The sequence below is a fragment of the Mesorhizobium sp. WSM4841 genome, assembly GCF_055811515.1.
Genome location: NZ_JBVVQC010000003.1, coordinates 291,050 through 316,532, shown reverse-complemented (window position 1 = coordinate 316,532; position 25,483 = coordinate 291,050). Strand labels below are relative to the sequence as shown.

Sequence of the window (25,483 nt, the reverse complement as noted above, 5' to 3'; positions counted from 1 at the left end):
GCCTGATCCGTCCCGATCGGGCTGGGCTGCGCTTGTTTTCACGGCAGCCGTCCAAACTATTTGGTGACCCTTTCCATGTATCGCGTAGCCTCCTCCAAGCCCTTCGGTGCTGGTTCGAACGGTGCGCACTCTTGAAAGCCGAACTTGCGGTAAAGAGTGATAGCACTCGTCATGAATGAAATTGTCACCAGGTTCACTTTTGCGAACTTGGACTGCTCGATAGCATCGAGCGCCGTCGCAAGGAGGCGGGCTCCTACGCCTTTTCCTCGTCCTTCAGGACGCACGAAGAGCTTAACGACCTCGGCAACATCTCCATGGCTGACGTGGCCGACGCAGCCCAAGGCCACAGAGCCAATCCGAGCGAGGTACATCCCTGTGCTGGGCAAGGTGCACTTTTCCAACAAGCTCGCGGCATCGTCAGAATAGTAGGCGGAAATCACGTCTTCCGACGGAAGACCGTGCACGCCGCATTGTGCAACGTCCCATTGACCCATCTCCGCGATGAGTGCGCGGGCTTCATGGAAGTCAGCAAGCGTCAGTGCCTTTGTGACGACAACCATCGCGCACCCACGGATGTGAGACTAGCAACAACCGGCGAGACTTTACTTTACGCACGGTCTGGAAACTAGCGCCATCAAAAGTGGCTGTCTGCCGTGAACCTCAAGCGGGGCGTGTGCAGAAATCCGCATTTCGGCTCACCTTGACCTGAAGTAGACCCCTAGGCCAGCCAGTCGGCCAGCTTCGCCTTGCGCACATCCTTCAACAGGCTGATGAAACCGTCAGCCTGATGGTTGGCGGTAAGCCTGCCTTTTTCGGCCGTTGCAATGCTGGCGTCGCCGACCACGCCGTTCGGGTTGAGATCGGTGGCGATCCAGGCGAAGGCGTGCGTTCCGGTGTGGCGCAGCAGCGAAAATTCCTTTTCAGCGCGGGCGACGTTGGACACGAAATTGTCGGCCTTTGCCATGTCGACCAGATCCGGCCGGAAATGCAGCATCAGCGAGGTCTCGACGTCGCCGCCATGGATGCCGTGGCGGTCCTCAAGCTCTGTATACATGCCGGCCGGCCGGCCAAAGCGCTGCCAGCTTGTCTTCACCGCCAGCATCTTCGCCCGCACGCGCAATTCGCGGGTGATGATGCCCATGATCTCCTCGTTGCCGCCATGCGAGTTGACGACAATCAGTTTCCTTAACCCGGCCCGCGCGATCGACAGGCCAAGCTCGGTCCAGGCCTCGATTAAGGTCGCCGGCGGCAGAGTAAGGGTTCCCGGCGCATGCAGGTGCTCGTTCGACTTGCCCACTGCCTGGACCGGCAGGATGCGGATGTCGAGATCGCCGGGCAAGCGAGCGATCACCGTTTCGAGCATGCCGTTCATGATCGAGGTGTCGGTCGAAACCGGCAGATGCGGCCCGTGCTGTTCGATCGCCGCCACCGGCAGAACCGCGATCGTCGCCTCCGGATCGATGGTGGCGTATTCGGTGGTCCGGTAGTCGCCCCACCACACGCGTTTGTTTGTTCCGGCCATTTTGAACCTCGAAGATACGGAATGCTCGTCTGCGCTGCCCCTCACCCTTACCCTCTCCCCGTGAAGGACGGGGAGAGGGGGATTGCCAGGCGGACGAGGGGCAGCACCAGCCTTTGTCGTGTAACTTGAGATCACTGGCCTGTCGATTCTCAGCCTTCACCCTGCCGCGATGATCTCGATCTCGACCTTGAATTCCGGCCGGGCGAAACCGGAGACGATCATCAGCGTCGAAGCCGGCGCCGGGCTGGTGAACAGGCGGTCGCGAACGTCCATATAGGGTCGCAGGAAGGCGCGGTCGGTGACATAGGCGTTGATGCGGACGATGTCGGAAAGTCCAAGCCCGGCGTCGCCGAGAATCGCGGCGATATTCCCGAAACAGAGTTTGGCCTGTGCGCCGGCATCCTCCGGGATCTGATCGTCCGGAGTGATGGCGACCTGGCCCGAACACAGCACCAGCCGTTTGCCGGGCGGTACCTCGACGCCATGGCTATAGCGGGCGAAGGGCGGCTTGATCGACTTCGGCGTCAGGAATTTGAACATGGAAATCTCCAATCTGATGTGAGCCTAAAGCCGGATTGGCGGCCCCCTCAAGATGCAGTGCATGCTATCAGGGCGATTGTGGACAGGCGTTCAAAAAATAGGCACGATGCCTTCGGTACAGCATGACCCGTCCGGCCTTCGCGCACGACTGTTGCGCAGGCGGGCGGTCCCGGCGATGGCATGTGTCTTGCTTCTTTGAACCGATGGTGTCGAGCCCGGCGCGTGGCGCGCCGGAGCCAATAAAGGGTGGTGTGGATGGACGGAAAATTTAAGATCTCGGCGGGTGCGATCGTGCTGCTTGCCGCAAGTACGCTGAGCGCAGCAGCGAACGAGAAGGTCACCTTCGGCACCAACTGGCTGGCCGAACCGGAACATGGCGGCTACTACCAGGCTGTGGCGGACGGCACCTATGCGGCGTGCGGCGTCGACGTGACGATCATGCAAGGCGGCCCGCAGGTCAGCGGCCGGCCGCTGCTGCTCGCCGGCAAGATCGATTTCTATATGGGCGGCAATTTGCTGTCGGCGTTCGACGCCGTGCAGCAGGGCATTCCGATGCGCGTCGTGGCCGCCGACTTCCAGAAGGATCCGCAGGTCATCATGTCCCAGCCTGGCCAGGGCCTGGACAAATGGGAGGATCTGAAAAACGCCGAGCAGTACATCCTCGGCGACGAGGGCGCGCAGACCTTCTTCCAGTGGATGGTGACGGAACTCGGTTTCGATGCCGCCAAACGCGTGCCCTACACCTTCAATCCGGCGCCCTTCATCGCCAACCAGAAGTCGATCCAGCAAGGCTATGTCACCTCGGAGCCGTTCGCCGTCCAGAAGCAGGGCGGTTTCACGCCGAACCAGTTCCTGCTGGCCGACTATGGCTGGGACACCTATGCGACCACGGTCGAGACCATGCAGGAGACGATCGACAAGCGGCCCGAGGTCGTACAGTGCTTCGTCGATGGTTCGGCCAAGGGTTGGTACAGCTACCTCTACGGCGACAACAAGGCCGCCAACGAGATGATCAAGAAGGAAAATCCGGATATGACGGATGAGCAGATCGCGTTTTCGATCGAGCAGATGAAGAAATTCGGTATCGTCGATTCCGGCGACACGGAAAAACTCGGCATCGGCGCGATGACCGACGCACGCATCCAAAGCTTCTACGACAAGATGGTCAAGGCCAAGGTCGTGCCGGCCGGCGTCGATATCAAGAAGTCCTACACGCTGGCCTTCGTCAACAAGGGCGTCGGGCTCGACCTGAAGAAATAGCGCTCAGGCATGATGCAGGAGAAAGTGGCGCAAGCGCCGGCAAGCGCATCGGGCAAAGGTCCGATGCTGCTGGCGCTGCGCGGCGTCGGCAAGGTCTTTTCCAACGGCGTGACAGCGCTCAGCGACGTCGACCTGACGATCAGGGAAGGCGATTTCCTCAGCCTTCTCGGCCCGTCCGGCTGCGGCAAGTCGACGGCCTTGCGCCTCATTGCGGGTCTGGCGACGCCGACCTCCGGCCTGCTCGACTGGCGCGGCAGCAGCGCCTTCGACCGCTCGAATATCGGCTTCGTCTTCCAGGAGCCGACGCTGCTGCCCTGGGCCGATGTCTTCGACAATGTCTGGCTGCCGCTGCGCCTGAAGGGCGTGTCGCGAGCCAAGGCTGCGCCGGCGGTGATGGAGATGCTGGCGCGGGTTCACCTGACCGGCTTCGAGAATGCCGTGCCGCGCGAACTGTCCGGCGGCATGAAGATGCGCGTCTCGATCGCCCGCGCCATGGTGACCAAGCCGCGTATTTTGCTGATGGACGAGCCGTTCGCGGCGCTCGACGAGATCACCCGCTTCAAGCTCAACAACGATCTCCTGGAACTGTGGCAGGACGAGCGTTTTACCGTCGTCTTCGTCACCCACAGCGTCTTCGAAAGCGTTTTCCTCTCCAATCGCGTTGTTGTCATGGCAGCGCGACCGGGCCGGGTATTCAGGGAACTTGCCATCGATGCGCCCTATCCGCGCAATGAAACCTTCCGCACCTCGCCCGATTATGCCGCGCTCTGCCGCCAAGCGTCCGATGTGCTGATCGGCGCCATCAACTCAACCGCCGGGCCCCATCATGACGGCCATTGAAGAGCAAACTCTGACACTCGACCCCGAGGAGGCGCGTCGCGTGCGCCAGGAGCGGCTCGAGCGGATTGGCCGATGGGTGCTGCCGCTGGCGATCATGATCCTGGCGATCTGGCTGTGGGACCGTATCTGCGTCTGGAATGGCATCCCGAAATATATCCTGCCGCGCCCCGGCGTGGTGTTGCAAACGCTGTTTGACGATGCCGGGCTGCTGTTCTCCTCGCTGCTGGTGACGCTCAGGATCACCTTCCTCAGCCTGCTTCTGGCCGTCATCGGCGGGGTCGGGCTGGCGGTGCTGTTTGCGCAATCGAAATGGGTCGAGATGTCGTTCTTCCCGTTTGCCATCGCCCTGCAGGTGACGCCGATCGTCGCGATCTTCCCGCTGATCAATATCTATGTCGACAACCAGACGACGAAGCTCCTGCTGTGTGCCTGGATCGTCGCCTTTTTCCCGATCCTGTCCAACACCACGCTTGGCCTCAACTCCGTCGACCGCAACCTCCGCGACATGTTCAAGCTCAACGGCGCAACCCGCTGGCAGCAATTGCGCTACCTGCGCCTGCCGGCAGCGATGCCGTATTTCCTCGGCGGGCTGAAGATCGCCGGCGGCCTGTCGCTGATAGGCGCGGTGGTGGCGGAGTTCGTCGCCGGGGCCACCGGCCAGTCGTCTGGGCTTGCCTCGCGCATCATCGAGGCCGGCTACCGGCTCAACGCACCGCGGCTGTTCGCGGCGCTGATCCTGATCTCGTTCACCGGCATTCTGATCTTCCTGGTGCTGTCACTGATCTCGCATCTGATCCTGCGGCGCTGGCACGAGAGCGCGCTGAAGCAGGAGCGATGAAATGTTGGAGATACCGGCCTCTGGTCCTTATCATCTCACCAACGCCCGGCTTCATGCGTCCCTGACGCCGGGACTCTCCGCTGCCTATGACAGCGATGGGTTTGCGCTCGCCGACATCGCCGTCGCCGACGGCAGGATTTCCAGCATTATCGCGCATCGCCAGTCCAATACACCCGCAGAGGCCGTCGACCTCGGCGGACGCATCGTTATGCCGTGCTTCGTCGACTGCCACACGCACATCGACAAGGGCCATATCTGGCCTCGAAAACCCAATCCGGACGGCACATTCATGGGCGCGCTGAACGCAACCGGCGCCGACCGTGTCGCCCGCTGGAGCGCCGACGACGTCGCCCGCCGCATGGATTTTTCACTGCGCTCCGCCTATGCGCACGGCACCAGGGCACTGCGCACCCATCTCGACAGCGTCGCGCCGCAGGAAGAGATCTCCTGGCCGGTGTTCGAGACGATACGGGAGAAATGGCGTGGCCGCATCGAACTGCAGGCGGCCTGCCTGCTCGGCATCGAAGGCGTGCGCGACAAGAAATGGTTCGAGAGACTGGCCAAACGCGTCGCTGCGGCCAAGGGTGTGCTCGGCGTCGTCACCTATATGCTGCCGGACCTGGAAGAGCTTCTCGACCAGGTGTTCGCGCAGGCAATCAAGCATGGCCTCGACCTCGATTTCCACGCCGACGAGACCGATGATATTTCGGCGATCTCGCTGAAGAAGATCGCCGAGGCGGCCCTGTGGAACGGTTTTGAGGGAAACATCCTTGTCGGCCATTGCTGCTCGCTGGCACGCCAGCCCGATCTCGATGTGCTCGACACGCTGGACAAGGTGGCGAAGGCGCGGCTTGCCGTGGTGTCGCTGCCGATGTGCAATCTCTATCTGCAGGACCGGCGCGGCGACAAGACCACGCCGCGCTGGCGCGGGATAACGCTGCTGCACGAGATGAAGGCGCGCGGGATTCCTGTGGCCGTCGCCTCCGACAACACCCGAGACCCGTTCTACGCCTATGGCGATCTCGATATGCTGGAGGTCTACCGCATGGCGACGCGCATCCTGCATTTCGATCACCCGGTCGGCGACTGGCCGCAAGCGGTGACTTCGACACCAGCCCAGGTGATGCGGCTCGATGGCTTCGGCACGCTCGCCGCCGGCGGTGCTGCTGACTTCGTCGTCTTTAGGGGACGGAACTGGACGGAATTGCTGTCGCGGCCCGAATCGGATCGCATCGTCGTACGCGAGGGTCGCGCCATCGAACGCTGCTTGCCCGATTATGCCGAACTCGATGATCTGATGGTGGAATGATGGACCTGGCTGCCCTGAAACGCGATCTCGACGGTCTGAAGATCGACGACCATCCGGCGATCGTCCAGCAGAAGAGCCGCGACTTCTACTGGTACAGTCCGGTGCTGAAGCTGCAGCTCGACCATGTCGCCGGCGACATGATCGTGACACCGATGACGGAAGACGAGGTGATCCGTGTGCTTGCCGCTTGCCACCGGCATGGCGTTCCGGTGACGCCGCGCGGCAGCGGCACCGGCAATTACGGGCAGGCGATGCCTTTGTCCGGCGGCGTCGTCCTCAATCTCGCCGAGATGAATGCAGTCAAGACGATCGCGCCCGGCCGCGTCGTGACCGGACCGGGTGCGGTCCTCGCCGAGATCGACAGAGCGACGCGCGCGCATTCCGGCCAGGAGCTGCGGATGTCGCCATCGACCTACAACACGGCGAGCATAGGCGGCTTTGTCGCCGGCGGTTCGGGCGGTGTCGGCTCGATCCGCTGGGGTGGCCTGCGCGACCTCGGCAATGTCATCCGGCTGCGGACCGTGACGATGGAGGCGGAGCCTCGCATCATGGACCTTACCGGCGAGGAGGTGCTGAAGGTGATGCACGCCTACGGCACCAATGGCATCATCACCGAGGTCGAGATGCCGCTGACCGCTGCTTACGACTGGATCGACGTCATCGTCGGCTTCGACGACTTCATGGATGCGGCCGGCTTCGGCAATGACCTGGCCATCCAGGACGGCATTCTGGCGAAGCTGATCACGCCGATCGCCGCGCCGATCCCCTATGACTATTTCAAGCGGCATCAAAGGTTCTTCCGGCGCGAGCAAAGCATCGTCGTCTGCATGATCGCGCCGCAGGCGATGGACGCCTTTGTCGCCCTCACGGGACGCAGCAAGGGCGACATCGTCTTCCGCGCCGACAAGGAGGCCGATCTCAAGGGCCTGCCGCCGGCCTATGAGCTGACCTGGAACCACACGACGCTGCGCGCTATCAGGGTCGACCCTGATATTACCTATCTGCAGACCCGCTATCCTTCGCCGGATCACCTCGCTTACGTCAAGGCGATGATCGACCGCTTCGGCGACGAAGTGCCGACACATCTCGAATTCATCCGCTTCGACGGCGCGATCGGCGTGGCCGGGCTGCCGTTGGTGCGCTTCACAACGGCGGAGCGGCTCGACGAGATCATCCGCATCCACGAGGACAATGGCTGCTGGGTTTTCAATCCGCACCGCTACACGCTGGAAGAGGGCGGTATGAAGCAGACGGACGAGGTGCAGCTCGCCTTCAAGCGCGAGACAGACCCGCAAGGGCTGCTCAATCCGGGCAAGATGATCGCCTGGGAAAACCCGGACTACGACTATCGCTCGGGCAAGTCGTTCCTGTTCAAGGGGTTGCAGAAGGCGGGGTGATGAACATCCTCGTTCTCTACGCCGATCCGGTCGAGACCAGCTTCAATGCCGGTTTGCACAAGGTGATCGTCGAGCGGCTGACGGTCGCCGGCCACGCGGTCGACGACTGCGATCTCTATGCCGAGAATTTCGATCCGCGGCTGACGCGGGCCGAGCGGCTCGGCTATCACGACGAGCGCGGCGCCGGTGATCCGGCAGCGCCCTATGTCGAGCGCCTGCTGCGGGCAGAGGCGCTGGTGCTGTCGTTTCCGGTGTGGAACTTCGGCTATCCGGCGATCCTGAAAGGCTTTTTCGACCGCGTCTTCCTGCCTGGCGTCTCGTTCAAGCTGGTCAATGGCAAGGTACAGCCGTCGCTGCACAACATCCGCAAGCTGGCGGCGGTCACCACCTATGGCGGCAGCCAGTTCCACGCCATGCTGATGGGCGACCCGCCGCGCAAGCTGGTCAAGCGTGTGTTGCGCGCCGCGGTCAAGCCAGGTGCCTCCGTGTCCTATCTCGCACATTATTCGATGAACCTGTCGACCGATGAAACGCGGAAGAGATTCACAGCGAAGGTCGCGGCCAGCATGGAAGCGTTCTGATGCGGGTCCTGGTGGTTTACTGCCATCCTGTGCCCGAAAGCTTTTGCGCCTCGATCCGGGATAGTGCCATCGAGGTGCTGAAGGCGAGGGGCTGGGAGGTGCGGCTGCTCGACCTCTATGCGGAGAATTTCGATCCGGTCATGGGCTGCGGCGAGCGACGCTCCTACAATGAGCACGCCCCGCAGGATCCGGCGCTTAAGCGGCATATCGAAAATCTCAGTTGGGCCCAGGCAATCCTCTTCATCTATCCGACATGGTGGTATGGGCTGCCGGCAATGCTGAAGGGCTGGCTCGACCGGGTCTGGGCGACCGACGTCGCCTTCCGGCTGCCGGCCGGCAATGGGCGGATCCAGTCGCTGATGAGGCATGTGACGAAGATAGGGGTGATCACGACCTGCGGCGCACCGACCTGGTGGAGCGTCGTCGTCGGCCAGCCGGGACGCAAGACAATCCTGCGCGGCATGCGGGCGCTCTGCGCCACCCGCTGCAGGACGTTCTTTCTGGCGCACTACCTGATGGACTCATCGACACCGAAGACGAGGGCGGCGTTTGTGGAGAAAGTGCGAACGAAGCTGGAGCGGTTTTGAGCTACATCCGCACCCGTTCCGACTTCGGATCATACATCGGCTTCAGCGATGCCTCGGCGGCGAAGCGCTCGCCTGCGATTTCGATCGCGTAGGACGACGACAGCACATCCGCCTCACTCTCGCCTTGGCACGGCACGTAGCCTAGGCCGATAGCGCCGCCGATATGATGGCCGTAGTTGCCCGAGGTGACCGGGCCGACAATCTTGCCGTCGCGCAGGATCGCTTCGTTGTGGAAGAGCAGCGGTTGCGTGTCTTTCAGGCGGAACTGCACCAGCCGCCGGTTCAATCCGGTTTCCTTCTTCCTCAGCACGGCATCGCGGCCAAGAAAATCGCCCTTGGCGGTCTTCACTGCGAAGCCGAGGCCTGCCTCCAGCACATTGTCCTCGTCGGTGATGTCGTGGCCGAAATGCCGGAACGCCTTTTCGATGCGGCAGGAATCCAGCGTGTGCAGGCCGCAGAGTTTCAGGCCGACATCGGCGCCGGCCTCCTCGATCGCCTCGAACACGTGGGCTGCCTGATCGGTCGAGACATAAAGCTCCCAACCCAGTTCGCCGACATAGGTCACACGATGGGCACGGGCCAGCCCCATGCCGATTTCTATCTCCTGAAACGTTCCGAATGGATTGGTTTCGTTGGAGAAATCGTTCGGGCTCAGCTTTTGAATCAGCTTCCTCGCATCCGGACCCATCAGGCAGAGCACGGCTTCGGCAGCGGTCACATCAGTGATCACGACGAATTCATCGGAGAGGTGTTTTTTTAGCCACGCGAGATCGCGCTGCAGCGTCGCGCCGGGCACGACGAGGAAGAAGGCGGTTTCCGACAGGCGCGAGACGGTGAGGTCGCTCTCGATGCCGCCGCGCTGGTTGAGCATCTGGGTGTAGACGATCTTGCCCGGCGCCACGTCCATGTCATTGGCGCAAAGCTTTTGCAGGAAGGCGCAGGCATCGCGGCCCTCGACACGGATCTTGCCGAAGGAGGTCATGTCGAACAGCCCGACACCGTTCCGGACCGCCAGATGTTCGTCGCGCTGGTTGTCGAACCAGTTCTGCCGTTTCCAGGAATAGCGGTACTCGCGCTCCTGGCCGGGCCTAGCATACCAGTTGGCGCGCTCCCAGCCGGCGACTTCGCCGAACACCGCGCCGCGCGCCTTCAGATGTTCGTGCAGTGGCGAGCGCCTGATGTTCCGCGAGGTCGCCATCTGACGGTACGGGAAATGGTCGGCGTAGAGCAGGCCGAGCGTCTCGGAGACGCGCTCCTTCAGATAACGGCGGTTCTTCTGGAACGGCTGGACGCGGCGGATATCGACCTCCCACAGGTCGAAGGGTGCCTCGCCGTCGTTGATCCATTGCGCCAGGGCCATGCCGGAGCCACCGGAGGAGACGATGCCGATCGAATTGTAGCCGGTCGCCATCCAGTAGCCGGAAAGCTCCGGCGCCTCGCCAAGATAGTAGCGGTCGTCGGGGGTAAAACTCTCGGGACCGTTGAAGAAGGTGTGGATGCCGGCGCTGGCCAGCATCGGCATGCGGTTGACGCCCATTTCGAGGATCGGCTCGAAATGCCCGAAATCCTCGGGCAACTGGTCGAAGCAGAAATCTTCGCTTATGCCGTCCATGCCCCAGGGCTTGGCCACCGGCTCGAAGGCACCGAGCATCATCTTGCCGGCGTCTTCCTTGTAGTAGGCGCATTCGTCCGGCACGCGCAGCACCGGCAGGCGGGCCAGGCCGGGGATCGGTTCGGTGACGAGGTAAAAGTGCTCGCAGGCATGCAGCGGGATGGTGACGCCGTTCTGGCGCCCGAGCTCGCGCGCCCACATGCCTGCGCAATTGACGACGACATCGGCTTCGATCATGCCTTGCTCGTCGCCCTGCGTCCAGGAAACGCCGGTGACGCGATCATCCCTGGTATGGACTTTCGTGACCTTCACATTTTCCACGATCGTCGCACCGCGCTGACGCGCACCCTTGGCCAGCGCCATGGCGATATTGGCTGGGTCGCATTGGCCGTCGAGCGGTAGATGCACGGCGCCGACTACATCGGAAATGTTGAGATGCGGATACATCTCCTTGACTTCACCAGGCGAAATCTCGCGCACGTCGACATCGAAGGCGCGGGCGAGAGACGCCTGCCTATAAATCTCGTGCTTGCGCTCCTCGGTCAGCGCCACGGTGATCGAGCCGACCTGGCGCATGCCGGTGCCGACATCGGTTTCGGCTTCCAGCTTGATGTAGAGATCGGCCGAATATTTCGCCAGCCGCGTCATGTTCTGCGAGCCGCGCAACTGGCCGATCAGGCCGGCGGCGTGCCATGTCGTGCCCGATGTCAGCTGCTTTCGTTCGAGCAGCACGATGTCGGTCCAGCCGAGCTTGGCCAGATGGTAGGCGACCGAGCAGCCCGAGACACCGCCGCCGATGATGACGGCCCTTGCTTTCGTAGGGATGACTTTGGTCGGAATGGTTTTGGGGGGCAGGGCGCTCATGCAGCCTCACGGCGATAGCTGGAAGCAAAGCGGCGCAAGCGAGTGGCTGCTTCCAAAAGCACCGCCTCGGGCTGGCAGAGGCTGACGCGAATATGGCCGGCGGCCGCCTCGCCGAAGCTTGAGCCCGGCATCACGCCGACCTTTTTCTTGTCGAGGAGAGCCCAGGCGAATTTCTCGTCGTCCGGCTCGAGAGCCGAGATGTCGAGCATGACATACATGCCGCCTTCGGAGCCGCGCACGGTGACGTTGTTCATGCCGCGCATGGCATCGAGGACGATGGTGCGCCTTGCAGCATAGCGTTCGGCAATTTCCTTGACGCCGTGGCCGTTTTCCAGCGCCTCGGCGCAAGCGAGGCTGATGAAGGCCGGCAGGCCGTAGGTCGTCACCAGATTGAGGCTGGTCAGCAGCGAGATCATCTCTTCGGGCCCGGTCAGCCAGCCCATGCGCCAGCCGGTCATGCCGTGGCTCTTCGACATGGAATTGATGACCAGCGTGCGATCCGCCATGCCGGGCAACGAACGCGGCGAGATGTGCTCGCCACCGCCCAGCGTCCAATAGACCTCGTCCGACAGCAGCCAGAGGTCATATTCCCGGCAGATCTGCGCCAGCTCTTCAAGCCGCTGGCGCGAATAGACAGCACCCGTCGGGTTGTTCGGCGTGTTGATGAGGATGGCGCGCGTGTTCGGCCGAAGCGCCGCGCGAATGTCGGCTTCTCGCGGCTGAAAACCATCCTCGGCGGGCGTCTCGACCACCGTGAAATCGGCGCCCGCTGCACTGAACGTGTTGGGGTAGGTCGCGTAATAGGGCGCGACCACGATGGCATGGTCGCCCTGGTCGAGAACGGCCTGCACCGCCGCATACAGCGCTGCTTGTCCGCCTGGCGTGGCGATGACCTGATCGGAGTCGGTCACAATGCCGGTGCAGGCGGTCGAGGCGGCCGCCATTGCCTTGCGCAGGCGCGGAATGCCGGCAAGCGGGGTATAGTGGTGGTTGCTGGCGCGAACCGCGGTCACGCAGGCTTCGATCGTCTGCGCCGGCGTGTCGAAATCATGGTCGCCGACCGACAGCATGATGATGTCCTCGCCGGCCTGCTTGCGCGCCCAGGCGGCGGAATGAACCTCCCAGCCGTCCTTGCCGGAAGGTACGATGCCGGAAATGCGCGATGATGGTCTGGGCATTATGCTACTCCCGAAATTTCGTAGCCGGCCTGTTCGAGCCGGTCGCGCAGGGCGGCGATATGGGGCGGTCCGACTTCGCAGCAGCCGCCGACGATGTTGGCGCCGGCCTCGACCCAGCCGATCGCCTGGCCGGCATAGGCATGCGGATCGAGGTCGTGGCGGGCGTGCAGCACCTCCACGGTGCCGCCATGCTTGAGCGCATCAATCGAGGTGAAGCCGTTGGCATAGGCGCCAACCGGACCGCCGAGGCCTATCAGTTCGGGCAGCGCTGCAGCGATCGCTTCGGGCCGGCAGCAATTGATCAGTCTAGCTGCGACCGGCAGCCCGTCGAGAGCGCTCGACGCAGCCGCTATGGCTTCGCCGCTGCGCAGGCGCGGCGTGCCGTGATCGGCAAGCGTCCACGACACCCACACCGGCTTGCCGCTTTCCGAAGCCGCGGTGACAGCGGCGCGCGCCTCCTCGGCCGACGCCATGGTCTCGCACAGGAACAGATCGACGCCGTCAGCCTGCTCGGCAACGATGCGGCGGTAGATGTCGAGCGTATCCTGGAAGGAGATCGTCAGTGCCGGTGCATAGCTGCCGAACAGCGGCGACAGGCAGCCGGCGATGGCCGCATCGCCGGCCTGGTCGCGAGCTTGCCTTGCCAGTTCTATGCCGCGCTTCTGCAGCGGCTTGAACAGCTCTTCCGCGCCCTCCCGCGCCAGCCGCTCGGGCGTCGCGGAATAGGTGTTGATGGTGACGACGCGGGCACCGGCCCGGATGAACTCCGCATGCAGGTCGCGCACCAGGTCCGGTTCGTCGATCAGCACCCTGACCGACCATAGCGGGGTGGGTTCGGAGCTGCTGCGGCGTACCAGTTCCTGGCCCATGCCGCCATCGGTGAGAATGACAGTCTTCACGCGCGCAACCTCTCGTTCGTTGGATCCCACAGCGGTTCGTCCTTCTGCACGATTGCCCTGAAGCGCTCGCCGAAGATTTCGACCTCGACCGCGGTTCCCGGCTCAGTAAGATCGGCGCGCAGCATGCCGAGCGCGATCGATTTGTCGATGCGATGACCCCAGCCGCCGGACGTCGTCTCGCCGACGATCCGGCCGTCATGCCACAGAGTCGACATATAGGGCGCATCGCAGTCGCCGGGGTTTTCGACGACCAGCGCGACGAAACGCTTCTTGACGCCCTGCTGCTTCTCGTTCTGCAGTGCCGCCTTGCCGCGGAATTCCGGCTTGTCCCATTTCACGAAACGCTCCAACCCGCCCTGCAGGATCGAATAGTCGGTCGACAGGTCGCCTTTCCAGGCGCGGTAGCCTTTTTCGAGCCGCAGCGAATCCAGCGCGTACATGCCGAACGGCTTCAGGCCATTCTTCTGGCCAGCCGCCCAGACGGCGTCGAAGATGGCGGCGGTGTCGTCGACCTTGGTGTGGATTTCCCAGCCGAGTTCGCCGGCGAAGGACACACGCATAAGCCTTGCCCAACGGCCGGCGATTGTCGTCTCCTGGTGCGTCAGCCAGGGCAGAGCAAGGTCGGCGGCGCAGACATCGGCGAGGATTTTTCGCGCGTTGGGACCGGCGAGGACCTGCGTGGCGTATACCTCCGTCCGATCGATCAGCTTGAAGGAAGCGTCCTTCGGCATGCGGGATTTCAGCCACTCGAAATCATGCCACTGCGCCACCGCGGCGGTGATCAGCGTCATCAAATTCTCGTCGTGCCGCACCACTGACATTTCGGTGACGATGCGGCCCTTGTCGTCGGCGAAATAAACGAGGCCGATGCGGCCCGGTTTCGGCACCAGCCCGGTAACCTGTTGGCTCAACCATTCGGCAGCGCCCGGACCGTCGAGTTTGAAGCGGGAAAAACCAGGCAGATCCAAAATGCCGGCGGCGTCGCACACGGCGAGGCATTCTTCGCGGATGCGGTGCTGCCAGGGCCCATCGCGGCGGAAGGTCAGCGTCGCGGCTTCCGAGACGTCGTCGCCGGCCTGCGCGTACCAAGTGGCGCGCTCCCAGCCATTATAGGCGTCGAAGCGGGCGCCGAGCGCCTTGATGCGATCGTGGATCGGCGACAGCTTGCGGTCGCGCCCAGCCGGCCAGGCATGACGCGGGAACTGGATGGCGTATTCGTTGCCGTAGATCTCCATGCCCTTGGCGACGCAGTAATCCGGGGCCGAGGCAAAGCTGGTGAAGCGGCGCGGATCGCAGGACCACATGTCCCATTCGGTCTGGCCCTCAGTCACCCATTCGGCCAGCACCTTGCCGGCGCCGCCGCCCTGGGCGATGCCGAAGGTGAACACGCAGGCTTCGAAGGCGTTCGGCACGCCGGGCATCGGCCCGATCAGCGGGTTGCCGTCCGGCGCGTAGGGGATCGGGCCGTTGATGACCTTGGACAGGCCGGCGGTGCCGAGGATCGGCACGCGGGCGACGGCATCGGCCAGATAGTCCTCCAGCCGGTCGAGATCGTCGGGAAACAGCTGGAACGAAAAATCATCGGGCATCGGGTCGTTATGGCCGACCCAATGCGCACGGCAATTGCGCTCATAGGGGCCGAGATTCATCCCGTTCTTTTCCTGGCGGAGATAGTAGGAGGTGTCGACGTCGCGCAGCAGCGGCAGTTTCTTGCCTTGCTCCTTCGACCATGCGGCCAATTCGGGGATTTCCTCGAACAGGATATATTGATGGCTCATCACCATCATCGGTACGTCGCGGCCGAACATCTTGCCGACTTCAGCCGCGCGGTAGCCGGCGGCGTTGACGACGATCTCGCAGCGGACCTCGCCCTGCGCGGTCTCGACCACCCACTCGTCCTTCTCGCGGCGCACGCCGATGACCGGACAGAAACGGATGATCGTCGCGCCCATGTCGCGAGCGCCCTTGGCCAGCGCCTGGGTCAGCTGCGCCGGGTCGATGTCGCCGTCGTTCGGATCGTAGAGCGCGCCCTTCAGCTCATGCGTTTCGATGAACGGGTAGCGGCGCTTGATCTCGTCGAGCCCGACCACGTCGATGTCCATGCCCTGATAGCGGCCCATGCCCTTGGCACGCTGGAACTCCTGCATGCGCTCGGCCGTATGGGCCAGCCTGAGCGAGCCGGTGACGTGATAGTTCATGGGATAGCCGACTTTGTCGGCCAGCCCACGATAAAGCTCGGTCGAATAGCGCTGCATGTTCATCAGCGACCATGACGAGGAGAAGGTCGGCACGTTGCCGGCCGCATGCCAGGTCGAGCCGGAGGTGAGCTCGTTCTTTTCCAAGAGCACGCAATCAGTCCAGCCCGCCTTGGCGAGATGGTAGAGCGAGGAGGCACCGACGACACCGCCTCCGATGATCACCACACGTGCCGTGGTCGGCAAACCGGCCATATTCTTCTCCAAACCTTCAATAGACGGGTGGCGAAACCACCCAGATGACTACCGCCGGCTCCGCTCCAGGATTGCGCCAGCGGAACGGCTTGCCGTCGAAGCGAAAGGAGTCACCCTCACCAAGCCGGTGCCAGACGCCTGATATCTCGATGTCGAAGCTGCCGGAAGCGACATACCCGGCTTCCTCCGTCGGCCGGCGCGCCTCGGTCTTCAGTTCAGCACCCGGCGCGAAGACCGAACGCAGCATCTCGAAGCTACCGCCGAGATCGGGCGACAGAAGCTCCTCCACCAGGCCGGAATCGCTTGTACCAAGCGTGCGGCGGCTGCCGGCGCGCACGACCACGCCGCGCTCGTTCTCGACGGGCACGTCGTGGCTGAAGAACAGGCTGACCGGCACGCCGAACAATTCGGCGAAGGCTCTGAGATCGCTAAGCGATGGGATCGACAGACCGCGCTCGACCTGACTGACCCAGCCGACGGAGCGGCCGAGCTTCAGGCCAATCTCGGCAAGCGTCAGCCCGCGCGCCCGGCGCAGCGCCCTGATATCGCCGGCCAGCAGCCGTTCGCGGTTTTCCTGCTCCGATCTGATGGCGGTTGAGGGCAAAGCCATTTCTCTTGGTGAAAAGCCCTTTTGGTGAAAAATACGGGGCGAATTTCATGAGAAGTCAAGTTCGTGAAAAAATCAATAGTATTTTCATGAAGCCCCAAGATTTACTTGCGCCATTTTGACGGTTCAGGCAAAGGGCTCGGCTACGAACGGCGAGTTGAGGGGCGTCCGGTTGAGACCCACGATAGAGCGCCGCGCGTCCAATTGGACGCGCAAAGGACGCTCTATCATTTCTAGACTGCGCATGATCTTTTCCGGAAACCGATTTCCGGTTTCCGGGGTCATGCGCTAAGGACGGCCCATGCTGGAAAACAACACCCGAATTGCCAAGGATGCGGCGATCGTCGACGAGGCGATAACCTCGCGCCGTTCGGTGCGTGCCTTCCTGCCCGACATGGTCGATGACGAGACGATCCGCGCCATTCTCTCTGTTGCCGCGCGTGCACCTTCGGGCACCAACATGCAGCCCTGGCGGGTCTACGTCACCAAAGGCGAGGTCAAGCAGCAGATCACTGACGCCATCCTCAACTCCGGCATCCGCGCCGAAAAGGCCGAGTGGGACGAGTATCGCTACTATCCCGACCAGTTCTTCGAACCCTATCTCACCCGGCGGCGGGCCAACGGCTTCGGCCTCTACGGCGTGCTCGGCATCGGCCGACGCGAGGTGGACAGGATGCGCGCGCAGCACGACCGCAACTTCGTCTTCTTCGATGCGCCGGTCGGCATGATCTTCACCGTCGACCGGCGGCTGAACAAGGGATCGTGGATCGACTACGGCATGTTCCTGCAGAACATCATGGTGGCGGCACGGGGCAGGGGCCTGCACACCTGCCCGCAGGCCGCCTTTGCACCCTATCACAAGCAGATCAGGCCGGTGCTCAACATTCCCGACGAGGAGATCGTCGTCTGCGGCATGGCGCTCGGCCATGAGGACACGTCCAAGCCCGAAAACGAGTTCCGCACCGACCGCGCGCCGCTGGAAGAGTGGGTGACGTTCGCCAAGTGAGGGTGACGATACGCCGTTCTCGGTCTACTGTACCTCGTAACCGACTTCCTCGCTGGCATGGCAGAGCGCCTTCCAGAACGAGCGCGCAAACGAGCGGAATACATAGATGTCGAACTGGTCGGCGCCGGTGCGCTGGATCTGCGCGAAGACGTCATGATGCATGGTCGAGCGGCCGGCACCGACCGGGAAGGCCGGCAGCGCGAAGTCGATGGCGAAGAATTTCGCCAGCACCCATTCGGCCTTCGGTCCGGCGATGCGGATCGCGGTGCGGCCATGCGACAGGTCGGTCACCGTGCCGATCGCCGGGGTGACGACATTGGCAAAGGCCGATGCCAGGCCTTCGGCCTCATCGACGACAGTGAATTTTCCCGGCGCAAAGCCGAACACCGACCTCACGCCGTCGGTGCTGCCGGCGCCGGCGCCATCGGGCAGAGCGAGGCCGGTAACAGTGCGGATACCTGATATCAACTCCTTCTCCTGGCCCGGCCAGGCAGCGAGCTGCAGGATCGTCCCCGGCCTGGTTTCGGAGAGGATGACATCGACGCCGTGTTCGAAATCGCCGTGCGAGCCGGTGCGCAGTTCCGGCTCAAGCGGTGCCAACTCAATCGGTGATTGGCGCTCAACCATGCATGCGGCTCCCGTCCGGATCAAAGAAGTGGTTGGAGACGATCTCGACCGGGCCGAACCGGTTGCGCAAGGGATCGGAGATATGGGCGCGCGTGCCGCGCCGCGCCTTGCCGTCCTTGACCAAACCGAGCGCGATGTACCTGCCGAGCGCCGGCGAATAACAGCAAGCTGTGATGTGGCCGATGGAATCGTGCGGATTGGCTTCGTCAAGCGCCTCGACGATGTGCGCGCCGCCGTTGAGCGGCTGGTTGTCCAGCGAAACCAGGCCGACGAGTTCCAGACGGCCGGGCGCGATCAGGCCCTCGCGATCCATCATCGCCGAGCCGATGAAGGGCTTTTTCCTGGACAGCATCCAGTCGAGATGCAGGTCGCGCGCCGTGGTGCGGCCGTCGATCTCGGCGCCGGTGACGTGGCCTTTTTCGATGCGCATCGTGCCCAGCGCCTCAAGCCCGTAAGTCACCAGTCCGAACGGCTTGCCGGCTTCGATCAACGCTTCCCAGACATGGGTGCCGTAGCCGGCGCCGGAGTAAACTTCGAACGCCATTTCGCCGGAGAAGGAAAGCCGGCAGATCATCACCGGCACACCCGATATCTTGCCGTGCACGATGCCCATGAAGGGCAGTGCGGCATTGTCGACGGCAGTGCCGGTGACGCAAGCAGCAAGAATGGCTCGCGCCTTTGGCCCGCCGATCGCCGCACCCGCCCATTCGTCGGTCACCGAGGTGACATGGACCTTCAGCTCCGGCCAGATGACGTCGAGGAAATACTCCAGATGCTGCATCACCTTGCCGGCATTGGCGGTGGTGGTGGTCATCAGGAAGTCCTGTTCGCCGATCCGCCACGTCGTGCCGTCGTCGAAGGCGAGGCCGTCCTCGCGCAGCATCAGCCCGTAGCGGGCCTTGCCGACGGCCAATGTCGAGAACATGTTGGTGTAAACCCTGTCGAGGAATTCCGCGGCGTCCGGGCCTTGCACGGCGATCTTGCCCAGTGTCGAGACGTCGACGATGCCGGCGCTCTCGCGCGTCGCCCTGGCTTCGCGCACATAGGCCTGCTCGATCGTCTCGCCTGAAAGCCCGTAGATCATCGGGCGATACCAGAGGCCGGCCGAATACATGGTTGCGCCATTGGCGACGTGCCAGTCATGCATCGGCGTCAGCCGCTCGGGCCTCAGGTCGCCGAACCGTTCGGCGGCCAGCGAGCCGATCGACACGGCCGAAAAGGGCGGACGAAAACGGGTCGTACCGACTTCGGGAATCGGCTTGCCCAACGCTTCGGCCATGATGGCTAGGCCGGGTATGTTGGAGCTCTTGCCCTGGTCGGTCGCCATGCCGAGCGTGGTGTAACGCTTCAGATGCTCGACCGAGATGAAGCCTTCGCGATGCGCAAGCCGCACATCCTCCGCGGTCACATCGTGCTGGAAATCGACGAAGCTTTTTCCATCGGCCCTGATCTCGAACACCGGCGCCGGATCGGGATCGCCAGGTGCGGCTTCGACGACCGGCAAGGCCGCTGGCGTACCCGTTCCACCCGCCGCGGATAGGCCGGCGGCGCGGCCTTCGGCGATTGCCTCGGCGGTGGAAAAGCTGCCGGTGAAGGCGCCGGCGCCAATCCACTGCTGTGTTGGCTTCGGTGGCAGGAAGGCCTGTCGGGCGGCATTCCATTCCGCCTTGGCGCCGGCCTGGCTGGCCAGATGGATGGTCGGCGACCAGCCGCCCGACATCAGCAGGCAGTCGGCTTGAATGCTGCGCGCCTCGCCGGCAAGCGCGCCGTTGACCATGTCGAAGCGCTGCACCTTGATGCCGGACAGCGCCTTGCCGCCTTCGGTGGCGACCACGGCGTGACCGGAAAGGATTTTGGCTTCCGCTTCATCGGCGAGCTCGCGCATCTCGCTCGAAAGCTCCGGCCGCACGTCGACGATGGCGACAATCGCCGCACCGGCCTTCTTCAGCGCCAGGGCGGAGCGATAGGCGCTGTCATTGTTGGTGAAGAGCGCGATCCTGTGGCCCGGCAGCACGCCGTACTCGTTGGCATAGCGCTCGGCGGCTTGGGCCAGCATCACGCCTGGCCGGTCGTTGCCCGGAAACACCAGCGGCCGCTCGAAGGAGCCGGTGGCCAGGACCACCGACTTGGCGCGAATGATCCAGTAGCGATGGCGCGGCTCGCCCTTGCCGGGCCTCTCCTTGTGGTCGGTAACCCGTTCGAGCGCGGCGAGCACGTTGCCGTCGTAATAGCCCCAGACCGTGGTGCGCGGCAGCAGGCGGACATTGTCATAGGCTTCGAGCTGGCCAGCGGCTCGCGCTGCCCAGTCCGCCCCGGGCATCCCGTCGATCGTCTCGCCCGACCAGTTGGCCGAACCGCCGAAGCGCGGTTCGAGCTCGCTGAGGATGACGCGCGCGCCCTGATCGGCGGCTGCCCTGGCGGCCATCAGTCCGGCCGGACCGGAACCGACCACCAGCACATCGCAGAAGGCGTTCATGCGCTCATAACGTGCCGTGTCGGCAGCGGTCCCGGCGCGGCCGAGACCGGCGGCGCGACGGATGAAATGCTCGCAGAACATCCAGAAACGCGTGCTCTTCAGCGGGCCGATCGCGGGTCCCATGAAGGTCTTGTAATAGAAGCCGGCGGACAGAAGCCTGCCGCCGAGCTGGTTGGCGGCGCTGACATCCCAGGCCAGCGATGGAAAGCGGTTCTGGCTGACAGCGGTCAGCCCGTCATAGATCTCGACCATGGTCGCGGCGATGTTGGGCTCGCGAACCTCGTCCCGCAATACCGTCACCAGGGCGTTCGGCTCCTCGACGCCTGATGTCAGCACGCCGCGCGGGCGGTGATATTTGAACGAGCGCCCGAACAGGGTGACGCCGTTGGCCAGCAGCGCTGAGGCAAGCGTGTCGCCGGCATGGCCGGTGTAGGGCGTGCCGTCGAAGGTGAACCGGATGGTCCGCAGCCGGTCGATCCGGCCACCGGCATCGGTGCGGCGCGGGCTCATGTCTTGCCCTCCGCCTTGTGCCGAGCAGCTGACTTGTGGTCGCCGCGCGTGAAGGCGACGCTGGAGATCTCGTGCGTCAGCGTGTTGCGCACAACCCTGAGATGGGCGCGACAACCGCCGGAATGCTGCCAGATCTCGTTGTGGTCGCCCGCCGGGTTCAACCTGTCGTAGACATAGGCGTTCCAGGCATCGAGGTTCTGCGAGCCAGGCTGAGGGCGCTCGCGGTTGCCGTCACCCTGATAGGTGAATTCGATGACGTCGCGCGGGCCGCAATAGGGGCAGGTAATCAGCATGCGATTGTATCTTCTCGTTTGACCATGGTCTTGGCCGAAAACCGGTTTCCACTTTTTGCTACGCTGACCTTCGGTTCGGGATCATGGTCTAATGCAGCCGCGGCGTCGGGCCCTGGCCCTTGTCGTCGATCACCAGGCCCCGATGGAAGCGATCGAGCGTGAACGGCGCATTGATGTCGTGCGGTTCATCCTTGGCGATGGTCCAGGCAAAGCACCAGCCGGAGGCCGGCGTCGCCTTGAAGCCGCCGTAGCACCAGCCGCAGTTGAGATACATGCCCGGCAGCGGGCCGATGGTGATGATCGGCGAGCCGTCCATCGACATGTCGCAGACGCCGCCCCAGGAGCGCAGCATGCGAACGCGGGCGAGAGCCGGAAACAGCGCCAGCATCTCGCTCATCACCTCGTCGACAACAGGCAAACTGCCGCGCTGGGCGTAGCTGTTGTAGCCGTCGAGATCGCCGCCATAGACAAGGCCGCCCTTGTCCGACTGCGACATATAGAAATGGCCCATGCCGAAAGTCAGGACCGTGTTGATGAACGGCTTCAGCGATTCCGTCACGAAGGCCTGCAGCACATGGCTCTCGATCGGCATCGTATCGATGCCGGCGAGCCGCATGACTTGCCCGGTGCTGCCGGCCACCGCGACCGCCACCTTCCTGGCGCGGATCTCTCCGCGCGACGTCGAGACGCCTGATATGCGGTCGCCGTCGCGCAGGAAGCCGGTGACCTCGCAATTCTCGATGATGTCGACGCCGCGACGGTCGGCGCCGCGCGCATAGCCCCAGGCGACGGCATCGTGGCGGGCGGTGCCGGCGCGCCGCTGCATCAGGCCGCCGACGATTGGGAAGCGCGCCGTGGCGGAGACGTCCAGCGCCGGAACCAGGCGTGCGATCTCGGCCGTGGTCATCAGTTCGGCGTCGACGCCGAGATGGCGCATGGCGTTGCCGCGGCGGGCAAAATCGTCGAGCTGGGCAGGCGTGTGCGCGAGGTTGAGGCAGCCGCGCTGCGAGAACATGACGTTGTAGTTGAGGTCGTGCGAGAGGTTCTCCCACAGCTTCATCGAATGTTCGTAGAAGCGCGTGTTGGCCGGCAGCAGATAGTTGGAGCGCACGGCCGTCGTGTTGCGGCCGACATTGCCGGAGCCGAGCCAGCCCTTTTCCAGCACCGCGACATTGGTGATGCCGTGCTCCTTGGCCAGATAGTAGGCGGTCGACAGGCCATGGCCGCCGCCGCCGATGACGATCACGTCATAGGACGCCTTCGGGTCCGGCTTGCGCCAGGCCGGTTTCCAGTCCTTGTTGCCGGTCAGCGCGTTTTTGAGAAGCGAGAAGGCCGAATATTCCGCCATTCTTTTTGTTATCCGTTCTGGCTTTTTGTCATCCGTTTTGGGCGATGCGGCACACTATAGAGCAGGCCGCTGCCGCAAAGCCAATATTGCGCCATCGCTTTTCGACTGGCCGACGCCGAGATCGACGAGCAGAGCGGGACGGCTTGCTCCCTGGTATGAGCGTCTTTATCAAGGACGAGCTTTAGAACACCTTGCCGCCTGTGAGTCGCCAACCGATCATGCTTTTCCGACTGCTCCGCTTCGTTCTGGTCCTGGCGATCGTCGCCTCGGCGCCGCTGTCGCTTGATGCGGCGGCGCAGGGGCTTGACCAGGCTGTCTCCGGAGTAGTCGCCGACCAGCAGAAAATCCTGCAGGACCTGACGACGAGGACCGACAATCTCGAAAAGAAAATCCAGGAGGACGGTGACGACGACGCCAGTCTTGTCGATATCCGCCTGCAGCTCGAGGAAATGTCGCGAGGTGCGCTGAACAGCGCGCTTGCCTTCCGCCCGCGCCTTTCGGAGATCAACGCGAGGCTCGATCAGATCGGGGCGCCTCCGGCCGCGGGCCAGCCGCCAGAACCCGACATCGTGACCAGCGAACGCCAGGCGCTGGCGTCCGAAAAGGCCGAGATCAATGCTGTCATCGCCGCGGCGCAAAACCTGTCGATCCGCATCAGCGGCCTCATCGCCAAGATCGCCAATATGCGCAGCGAGCTGTTTCGCAATCTGCTCACCAAGCGCTACGTGCTGTCCGACGCTCTGAGCCCTGAGGTCATTTCCGATGCGAACGGTGAATTTACCGGCTTCTACAAGGCGGTGTCATCGTGGCTGACCTTCGCCTTCAAGTTCAAGTTCCAGGCCGTGCTGGCCGCGACCTTGACGGCACTTTCCCTGGCGGCGGTACTTTTTGTCGGTGGGCGGCGCCTGTTCGGGCGTGTCTTCGAAGCTGACCCTTCCGTCGAAGATCCCTCCTATCTCAGCCGGCTGTCGGTGGCGTTCTGGTCGACATTGCTGCCGACGCTGGCGGTTGGCGTCTTTCTGGTCTCGACGGTGTTCTTTTTCAACTACTACAACGTGTTGCGCGGCGACATTGGCGTTTTCCTGAATGCGCTGGTTTCGGTCATCGCGGTGGTGTTCTGCGTCAACCGGCTGACCAATGCGGCGCTGGAACCGCGGCTGCCGAACTGGCGGCTGATACCCGTTGAATCGGGTCCGGCCCGCTGGCTGGTGCGGCTGACGACCGCCATGGCGGTGGTGATCGGCGTCAACAATTTCCTGTCGGTCGTCAACGACAAGATGGGCTCGCCGCTGTCGCTGACCATCGCCAGAAGTTTTGTCGGCACCGTTATCGTCGGCGTCATCCTGATCCTGATGGGGCTGCTGAAACCGTTCAAGGCCGCCGACGGAAGCTGGCGTCCCTGGCCGGCGTGGCTGCGCTACACCGCTGTCGCGCTCGGCCTTTTCACCATTGCCACGGCGCTGCTCGGCTATATCGGCCTTGCCATTTTCGTCTCGCTGCAGGTCGTGGTCACCGGAACCATTCTGGTCACCGCCTATATCGGCTTCCTGTCGGCGCGGGCGATCAGCGAGGAAGGCGGCTTTGCCAACACGTCGATCGGGCGCTGGCTATCGACCAATTCCAGTTACGAGGAGTCCGCGCTCGACCAGCTCGGCCTGGTCGTCAGCGTCGCCATCAACCTGATGATCGTGCTGGTGTTCCTGCCGCTGATCCTGTTGATGTGGGGCTTCCAGCCCGGCGACATCGAGGCCTGGGCCTACAAGCTGGCGACGGGCCTCACCATCGGCTCGGTGACGATCTCGGTGACCGGCATCCTGACCGGCATCGTTGTCTTCATCATCGGCTATTTCCTGACGCGCTGGTTCCAGGGCTGGCTCGATGGCTCGGTGATGGCGCGCGGCAAAGTCGATACCGGCGTGCGAAACTCAATCCGGCTGGCGGTCGGCTATGCGGGCGTGGCGCTCGCAGCGCTCGTCGGCGTGTCGGCGGCGGGCATCGATCTCTCCAACCTGGCGCTTGTCGCGGGCGCCCTGTCACTCGGTATCGGCTTTGGCCTGCAAAATGTCGTCTCCAACTTCGTCTCCGGTCTGATCCTTTTGGCCGAGCGGCCGTTCAAGGTCGGCGACTGGATCGTCGCCGGTGAGATCAGCGGCACGGTCAAGAAGATCAGCGTGCGCGCTACCGAGATCGAGACGTTCCAGCGCCAGTCGGTGATCCTGCCCAATTCAAACCTGATCAACAATGCCGTCGGCAATTGGACGCACCGCAACAAGCTCGGGCGCATAGACATCAAGGTCGGCGTCGCCTACGGCAGCGACGTCAAGCAGGCCCATGCTGTGCTGTTGGAGATTGCGCGCGGCCATCCGCTGGTGCTGAAAAATCCGGAACCCTTCGTGCTGTTCACCAATTTCGGGCCGGCCGCTCTCGAATTCGAAATCCGTGTGTTCCTGGCCGACGTGATGAACGGCAACATCGTACAGAACGATATCCGGTTTGCCGTCCTCGATGAGTTCGCCGACCAGCATATCGAAATTCCATCGGCGCCGCGCGCCGTCGTCGAGGCCAAGAAGCATGAGGCATGGCCGATCGATGACGATCAGATCGAGGCCGAATTCGCCGAGCAGGAACGCGCGGCGGCTGAAGCTGTGGCCGAGACGAAACGCCTGGCTAGATCCGGGCGCAAGACCCGCAAGCCGGATCCCGATTGAAGGCTGAGATCCAAGCAAAAGCGTGGATGGC

21 protein-coding genes are annotated in these 25,483 nt (G+C 63.3%); 9 read left to right on the top strand and 12 right to left on the bottom strand.

What is annotated here, in order from left to right; translation table 11 throughout:
* Positions 1-56: 56 nt before the first annotated feature.
* From AC0L14_RS05375 to AC0L14_RS05365, 3 genes are all read right to left on the bottom strand, one after another.
* Positions 57-560, bottom strand: coding sequence for a GNAT family N-acetyltransferase (locus AC0L14_RS05375; protein ID WP_473748831.1), 504 nt, complete (start codon positions 558-560; stop codon positions 57-59).
* Positions 561-718: 158 nt separating this feature from the next.
* The gene (locus AC0L14_RS05370) at positions 719-1,522 is read right to left on the bottom strand and encodes a creatininase family protein (protein WP_473485383.1); all 804 of its coding nucleotides are present in this window, start codon (positions 1,520-1,522) and stop codon (positions 719-721) included.
* Positions 1,523-1,678: 156 nt separating this feature from the next.
* A complete protein-coding gene (locus tag AC0L14_RS05365) occupies positions 1,679-2,062 on the bottom strand; it encodes a RidA family protein (protein ID WP_473486626.1) in 384 nt (127 codons plus the stop codon).
* Between the two features lie 255 nt (positions 2,063-2,317).
* Here AC0L14_RS05365 and AC0L14_RS05360 point away from each other — a divergent pair, with 255 nt between their 5' ends.
* From AC0L14_RS05360 to AC0L14_RS05330, 7 genes are read left to right on the top strand one after another with little or no spacing between them, the layout of a single operon-like run.
* Positions 2,318-3,322, top strand: a complete 1,005-nt coding sequence (locus tag AC0L14_RS05360) for an ABC transporter substrate-binding protein (protein WP_473486625.1) — start codon at positions 2,318-2,320, stop codon at positions 3,320-3,322.
* A 9-nt stretch (positions 3,323-3,331) separates the two neighbouring features.
* Entirely contained in the window at positions 3,332-4,162 is an 831-nt protein-coding gene (locus AC0L14_RS05355; RefSeq protein WP_473486624.1) for an ABC transporter ATP-binding protein, read from the top strand.
* Positions 4,149-5,000 (top strand): ABC transporter permease, encoded by an 852-nt coding sequence (locus AC0L14_RS05350; RefSeq protein WP_473748830.1) that lies wholly within the window; start codon positions 4,149-4,151, stop codon positions 4,998-5,000. The genes AC0L14_RS05355 and AC0L14_RS05350 overlap by 14 nt, the downstream gene beginning before the upstream one ends.
* Position 5,001: 1 nt before the next feature.
* On the top strand, positions 5,002-6,309 hold the full coding sequence (locus AC0L14_RS05345) for a cytosine deaminase (protein WP_473486622.1): 1,308 nt from the start codon (positions 5,002-5,004) through the stop codon (positions 6,307-6,309).
* A complete protein-coding gene (locus AC0L14_RS05340) occupies positions 6,309-7,706 on the top strand; it encodes an FAD-binding oxidoreductase (protein WP_473486634.1) in 1,398 nt (465 codons plus the stop codon). Before AC0L14_RS05345 ends, AC0L14_RS05340 begins: the two co-directional genes overlap by 1 nt.
* Positions 7,706-8,287, top strand: coding sequence for an NAD(P)H-dependent oxidoreductase (locus AC0L14_RS05335; protein WP_473486621.1), 582 nt, complete (start codon positions 7,706-7,708; stop codon positions 8,285-8,287). The genes AC0L14_RS05340 and AC0L14_RS05335 overlap by 1 nt, the downstream gene beginning before the upstream one ends.
* Positions 8,287-8,874 (top strand): NAD(P)H-dependent oxidoreductase, encoded by a 588-nt coding sequence (locus AC0L14_RS05330; protein ID WP_473748829.1) that lies wholly within the window; start codon positions 8,287-8,289, stop codon positions 8,872-8,874. Before AC0L14_RS05335 ends, AC0L14_RS05330 begins: the two co-directional genes overlap by 1 nt.
* Before the next feature lies 1 nt (position 8,875).
* Here the strand turns inward: AC0L14_RS05330 and AC0L14_RS05325 are convergent, their stop codons facing one another.
* The 5 genes from AC0L14_RS05325 to AC0L14_RS05305 are packed head-to-tail and all read right to left on the bottom strand — an operon-like array spanning position 8,876 to position 16,487.
* Positions 8,876-11,350: a GcvT family protein gene (locus AC0L14_RS05325; RefSeq protein WP_473748828.1), complete on the bottom strand. Its 2,475-nt coding sequence runs from the start codon at positions 11,348-11,350 to the stop codon at positions 8,876-8,878.
* Positions 11,347-12,528, bottom strand: a complete 1,182-nt coding sequence (locus tag AC0L14_RS05320) for a pyridoxal phosphate-dependent aminotransferase (protein WP_473486618.1) — start codon at positions 12,526-12,528, stop codon at positions 11,347-11,349. Before AC0L14_RS05320 ends, AC0L14_RS05325 begins: the two co-directional genes overlap by 4 nt.
* Positions 12,528-13,427 (bottom strand): homocysteine S-methyltransferase family protein, encoded by a 900-nt coding sequence (locus AC0L14_RS05315; protein WP_473748827.1) that lies wholly within the window; start codon positions 13,425-13,427, stop codon positions 12,528-12,530. Before AC0L14_RS05315 ends, AC0L14_RS05320 begins: the two co-directional genes overlap by 1 nt.
* Positions 13,424-15,877, bottom strand: coding sequence for a GcvT family protein (locus AC0L14_RS05310; RefSeq protein WP_473748826.1), 2,454 nt, complete (start codon positions 15,875-15,877; stop codon positions 13,424-13,426). Before AC0L14_RS05310 ends, AC0L14_RS05315 begins: the two co-directional genes overlap by 4 nt.
* 16 nt (positions 15,878-15,893) lie before the next feature.
* Positions 15,894-16,487, bottom strand: coding sequence for a helix-turn-helix domain-containing protein (locus AC0L14_RS05305; RefSeq protein WP_473486615.1), 594 nt, complete (start codon positions 16,485-16,487; stop codon positions 15,894-15,896).
* 298 nt (positions 16,488-16,785) lie between these two features.
* On the opposite strand from AC0L14_RS05305, the gene AC0L14_RS05300 reads away from it, so the two are divergent.
* The gene (locus AC0L14_RS05300; protein WP_473549472.1) at positions 16,786-17,490 is read left to right on the top strand and encodes a nitroreductase; all 705 of its coding nucleotides are present in this window, start codon (positions 16,786-16,788) and stop codon (positions 17,488-17,490) included.
* Positions 17,491-17,514: 24 nt separating this feature from the next.
* Here AC0L14_RS05300 and AC0L14_RS05295 read toward each other — a convergent pair whose 3' ends face one another.
* The 4 genes from AC0L14_RS05295 to AC0L14_RS05280 form a co-directional block, all read right to left on the bottom strand.
* Positions 17,515-18,117 carry a sarcosine oxidase subunit gamma gene (locus tag AC0L14_RS05295; RefSeq protein WP_473748825.1) on the bottom strand — a complete coding sequence of 201 codons (603 nt, stop codon included), beginning with the start codon at positions 18,115-18,117 and terminating at the stop codon, positions 17,515-17,517.
* Positions 18,110-21,103, bottom strand: coding sequence for a sarcosine oxidase subunit alpha (locus AC0L14_RS05290; RefSeq protein WP_473748824.1), 2,994 nt, complete (start codon positions 21,101-21,103; stop codon positions 18,110-18,112). The genes AC0L14_RS05295 and AC0L14_RS05290 overlap by 8 nt, the downstream gene beginning before the upstream one ends.
* Positions 21,100-21,396 (bottom strand): sarcosine oxidase subunit delta, encoded by a 297-nt coding sequence (locus tag AC0L14_RS05285; protein ID WP_473486611.1) that lies wholly within the window; start codon positions 21,394-21,396, stop codon positions 21,100-21,102. Before AC0L14_RS05285 ends, AC0L14_RS05290 begins: the two co-directional genes overlap by 4 nt.
* A gap of 88 nt (positions 21,397-21,484) precedes the next feature.
* Positions 21,485-22,744, bottom strand: a complete 1,260-nt coding sequence (locus AC0L14_RS05280) for a sarcosine oxidase subunit beta (protein WP_473486610.1) — start codon at positions 22,742-22,744, stop codon at positions 21,485-21,487.
* Between the two features lie 218 nt (positions 22,745-22,962).
* Between AC0L14_RS05280 and AC0L14_RS05275 the strand changes: the two genes are divergently transcribed.
* Positions 22,963-25,452 (top strand): mechanosensitive ion channel domain-containing protein, encoded by a 2,490-nt coding sequence (locus tag AC0L14_RS05275; RefSeq protein ID WP_473748823.1) that lies wholly within the window; start codon positions 22,963-22,965, stop codon positions 25,450-25,452.
* Positions 25,453-25,483: the final 31 nt, after the last annotated feature.

Coding starts and splice junctions, on each gene's coding strand:
- AC0L14_RS05375 (WP_473748831.1), bottom strand. CDS start 560: ATGGTTGTCGTCACAAAGGCACTGACGCTTGCTGACTTCCATGAAGCC.
- AC0L14_RS05370 (WP_473485383.1), bottom strand. CDS start 1,522: ATGGCCGGAACAAACAAACGCGTGTGGTGGGGCGACTACCGGACCACC.
- AC0L14_RS05365 (WP_473486626.1), bottom strand. CDS start 2,062: ATGTTCAAATTCCTGACGCCGAAGTCGATCAAGCCGCCCTTCGCCCGC.
- AC0L14_RS05360 (WP_473486625.1), top strand. CDS start 2,318: ATGGACGGAAAATTTAAGATCTCGGCGGGTGCGATCGTGCTGCTTGCC.
- AC0L14_RS05355 (WP_473486624.1), top strand. CDS start 3,332: ATGATGCAGGAGAAAGTGGCGCAAGCGCCGGCAAGCGCATCGGGCAAA.
- AC0L14_RS05350 (WP_473748830.1), top strand. CDS start 4,149: ATGACGGCCATTGAAGAGCAAACTCTGACACTCGACCCCGAGGAGGCG.
- AC0L14_RS05345 (WP_473486622.1), top strand. CDS start 5,002: ATGTTGGAGATACCGGCCTCTGGTCCTTATCATCTCACCAACGCCCGG.
- AC0L14_RS05340 (WP_473486634.1), top strand. CDS start 6,309: ATGGACCTGGCTGCCCTGAAACGCGATCTCGACGGTCTGAAGATCGAC.
- AC0L14_RS05335 (WP_473486621.1), top strand. CDS start 7,706: ATGAACATCCTCGTTCTCTACGCCGATCCGGTCGAGACCAGCTTCAAT.
- AC0L14_RS05330 (WP_473748829.1), top strand. CDS start 8,287: ATGCGGGTCCTGGTGGTTTACTGCCATCCTGTGCCCGAAAGCTTTTGC.
- AC0L14_RS05325 (WP_473748828.1), bottom strand. CDS start 11,350: ATGAGCGCCCTGCCCCCCAAAACCATTCCGACCAAAGTCATCCCTACG.
- AC0L14_RS05320 (WP_473486618.1), bottom strand. CDS start 12,528: ATGCCCAGACCATCATCGCGCATTTCCGGCATCGTACCTTCCGGCAAG.
- AC0L14_RS05310 (WP_473748826.1), bottom strand. CDS start 15,877: ATGGCCGGTTTGCCGACCACGGCACGTGTGGTGATCATCGGAGGCGGT.
- AC0L14_RS05305 (WP_473486615.1), bottom strand. CDS start 16,487: ATGGCTTTGCCCTCAACCGCCATCAGATCGGAGCAGGAAAACCGCGAA.
- AC0L14_RS05300 (WP_473549472.1), top strand. CDS start 16,786: ATGCTGGAAAACAACACCCGAATTGCCAAGGATGCGGCGATCGTCGAC.
- AC0L14_RS05295 (WP_473748825.1), bottom strand. CDS start 18,117: ATGGTTGAGCGCCAATCACCGATTGAGTTGGCACCGCTTGAGCCGGAA.
- AC0L14_RS05290 (WP_473748824.1), bottom strand. CDS start 21,103: ATGAGCCCGCGCCGCACCGATGCCGGTGGCCGGATCGACCGGCTGCGG.
- AC0L14_RS05285 (WP_473486611.1), bottom strand. CDS start 21,396: ATGCTGATTACCTGCCCCTATTGCGGCCCGCGCGACGTCATCGAATTC.
- AC0L14_RS05280 (WP_473486610.1), bottom strand. CDS start 22,744: ATGGCGGAATATTCGGCCTTCTCGCTTCTCAAAAACGCGCTGACCGGC.
- AC0L14_RS05275 (WP_473748823.1), top strand. CDS start 22,963: ATGCTTTTCCGACTGCTCCGCTTCGTTCTGGTCCTGGCGATCGTCGCC.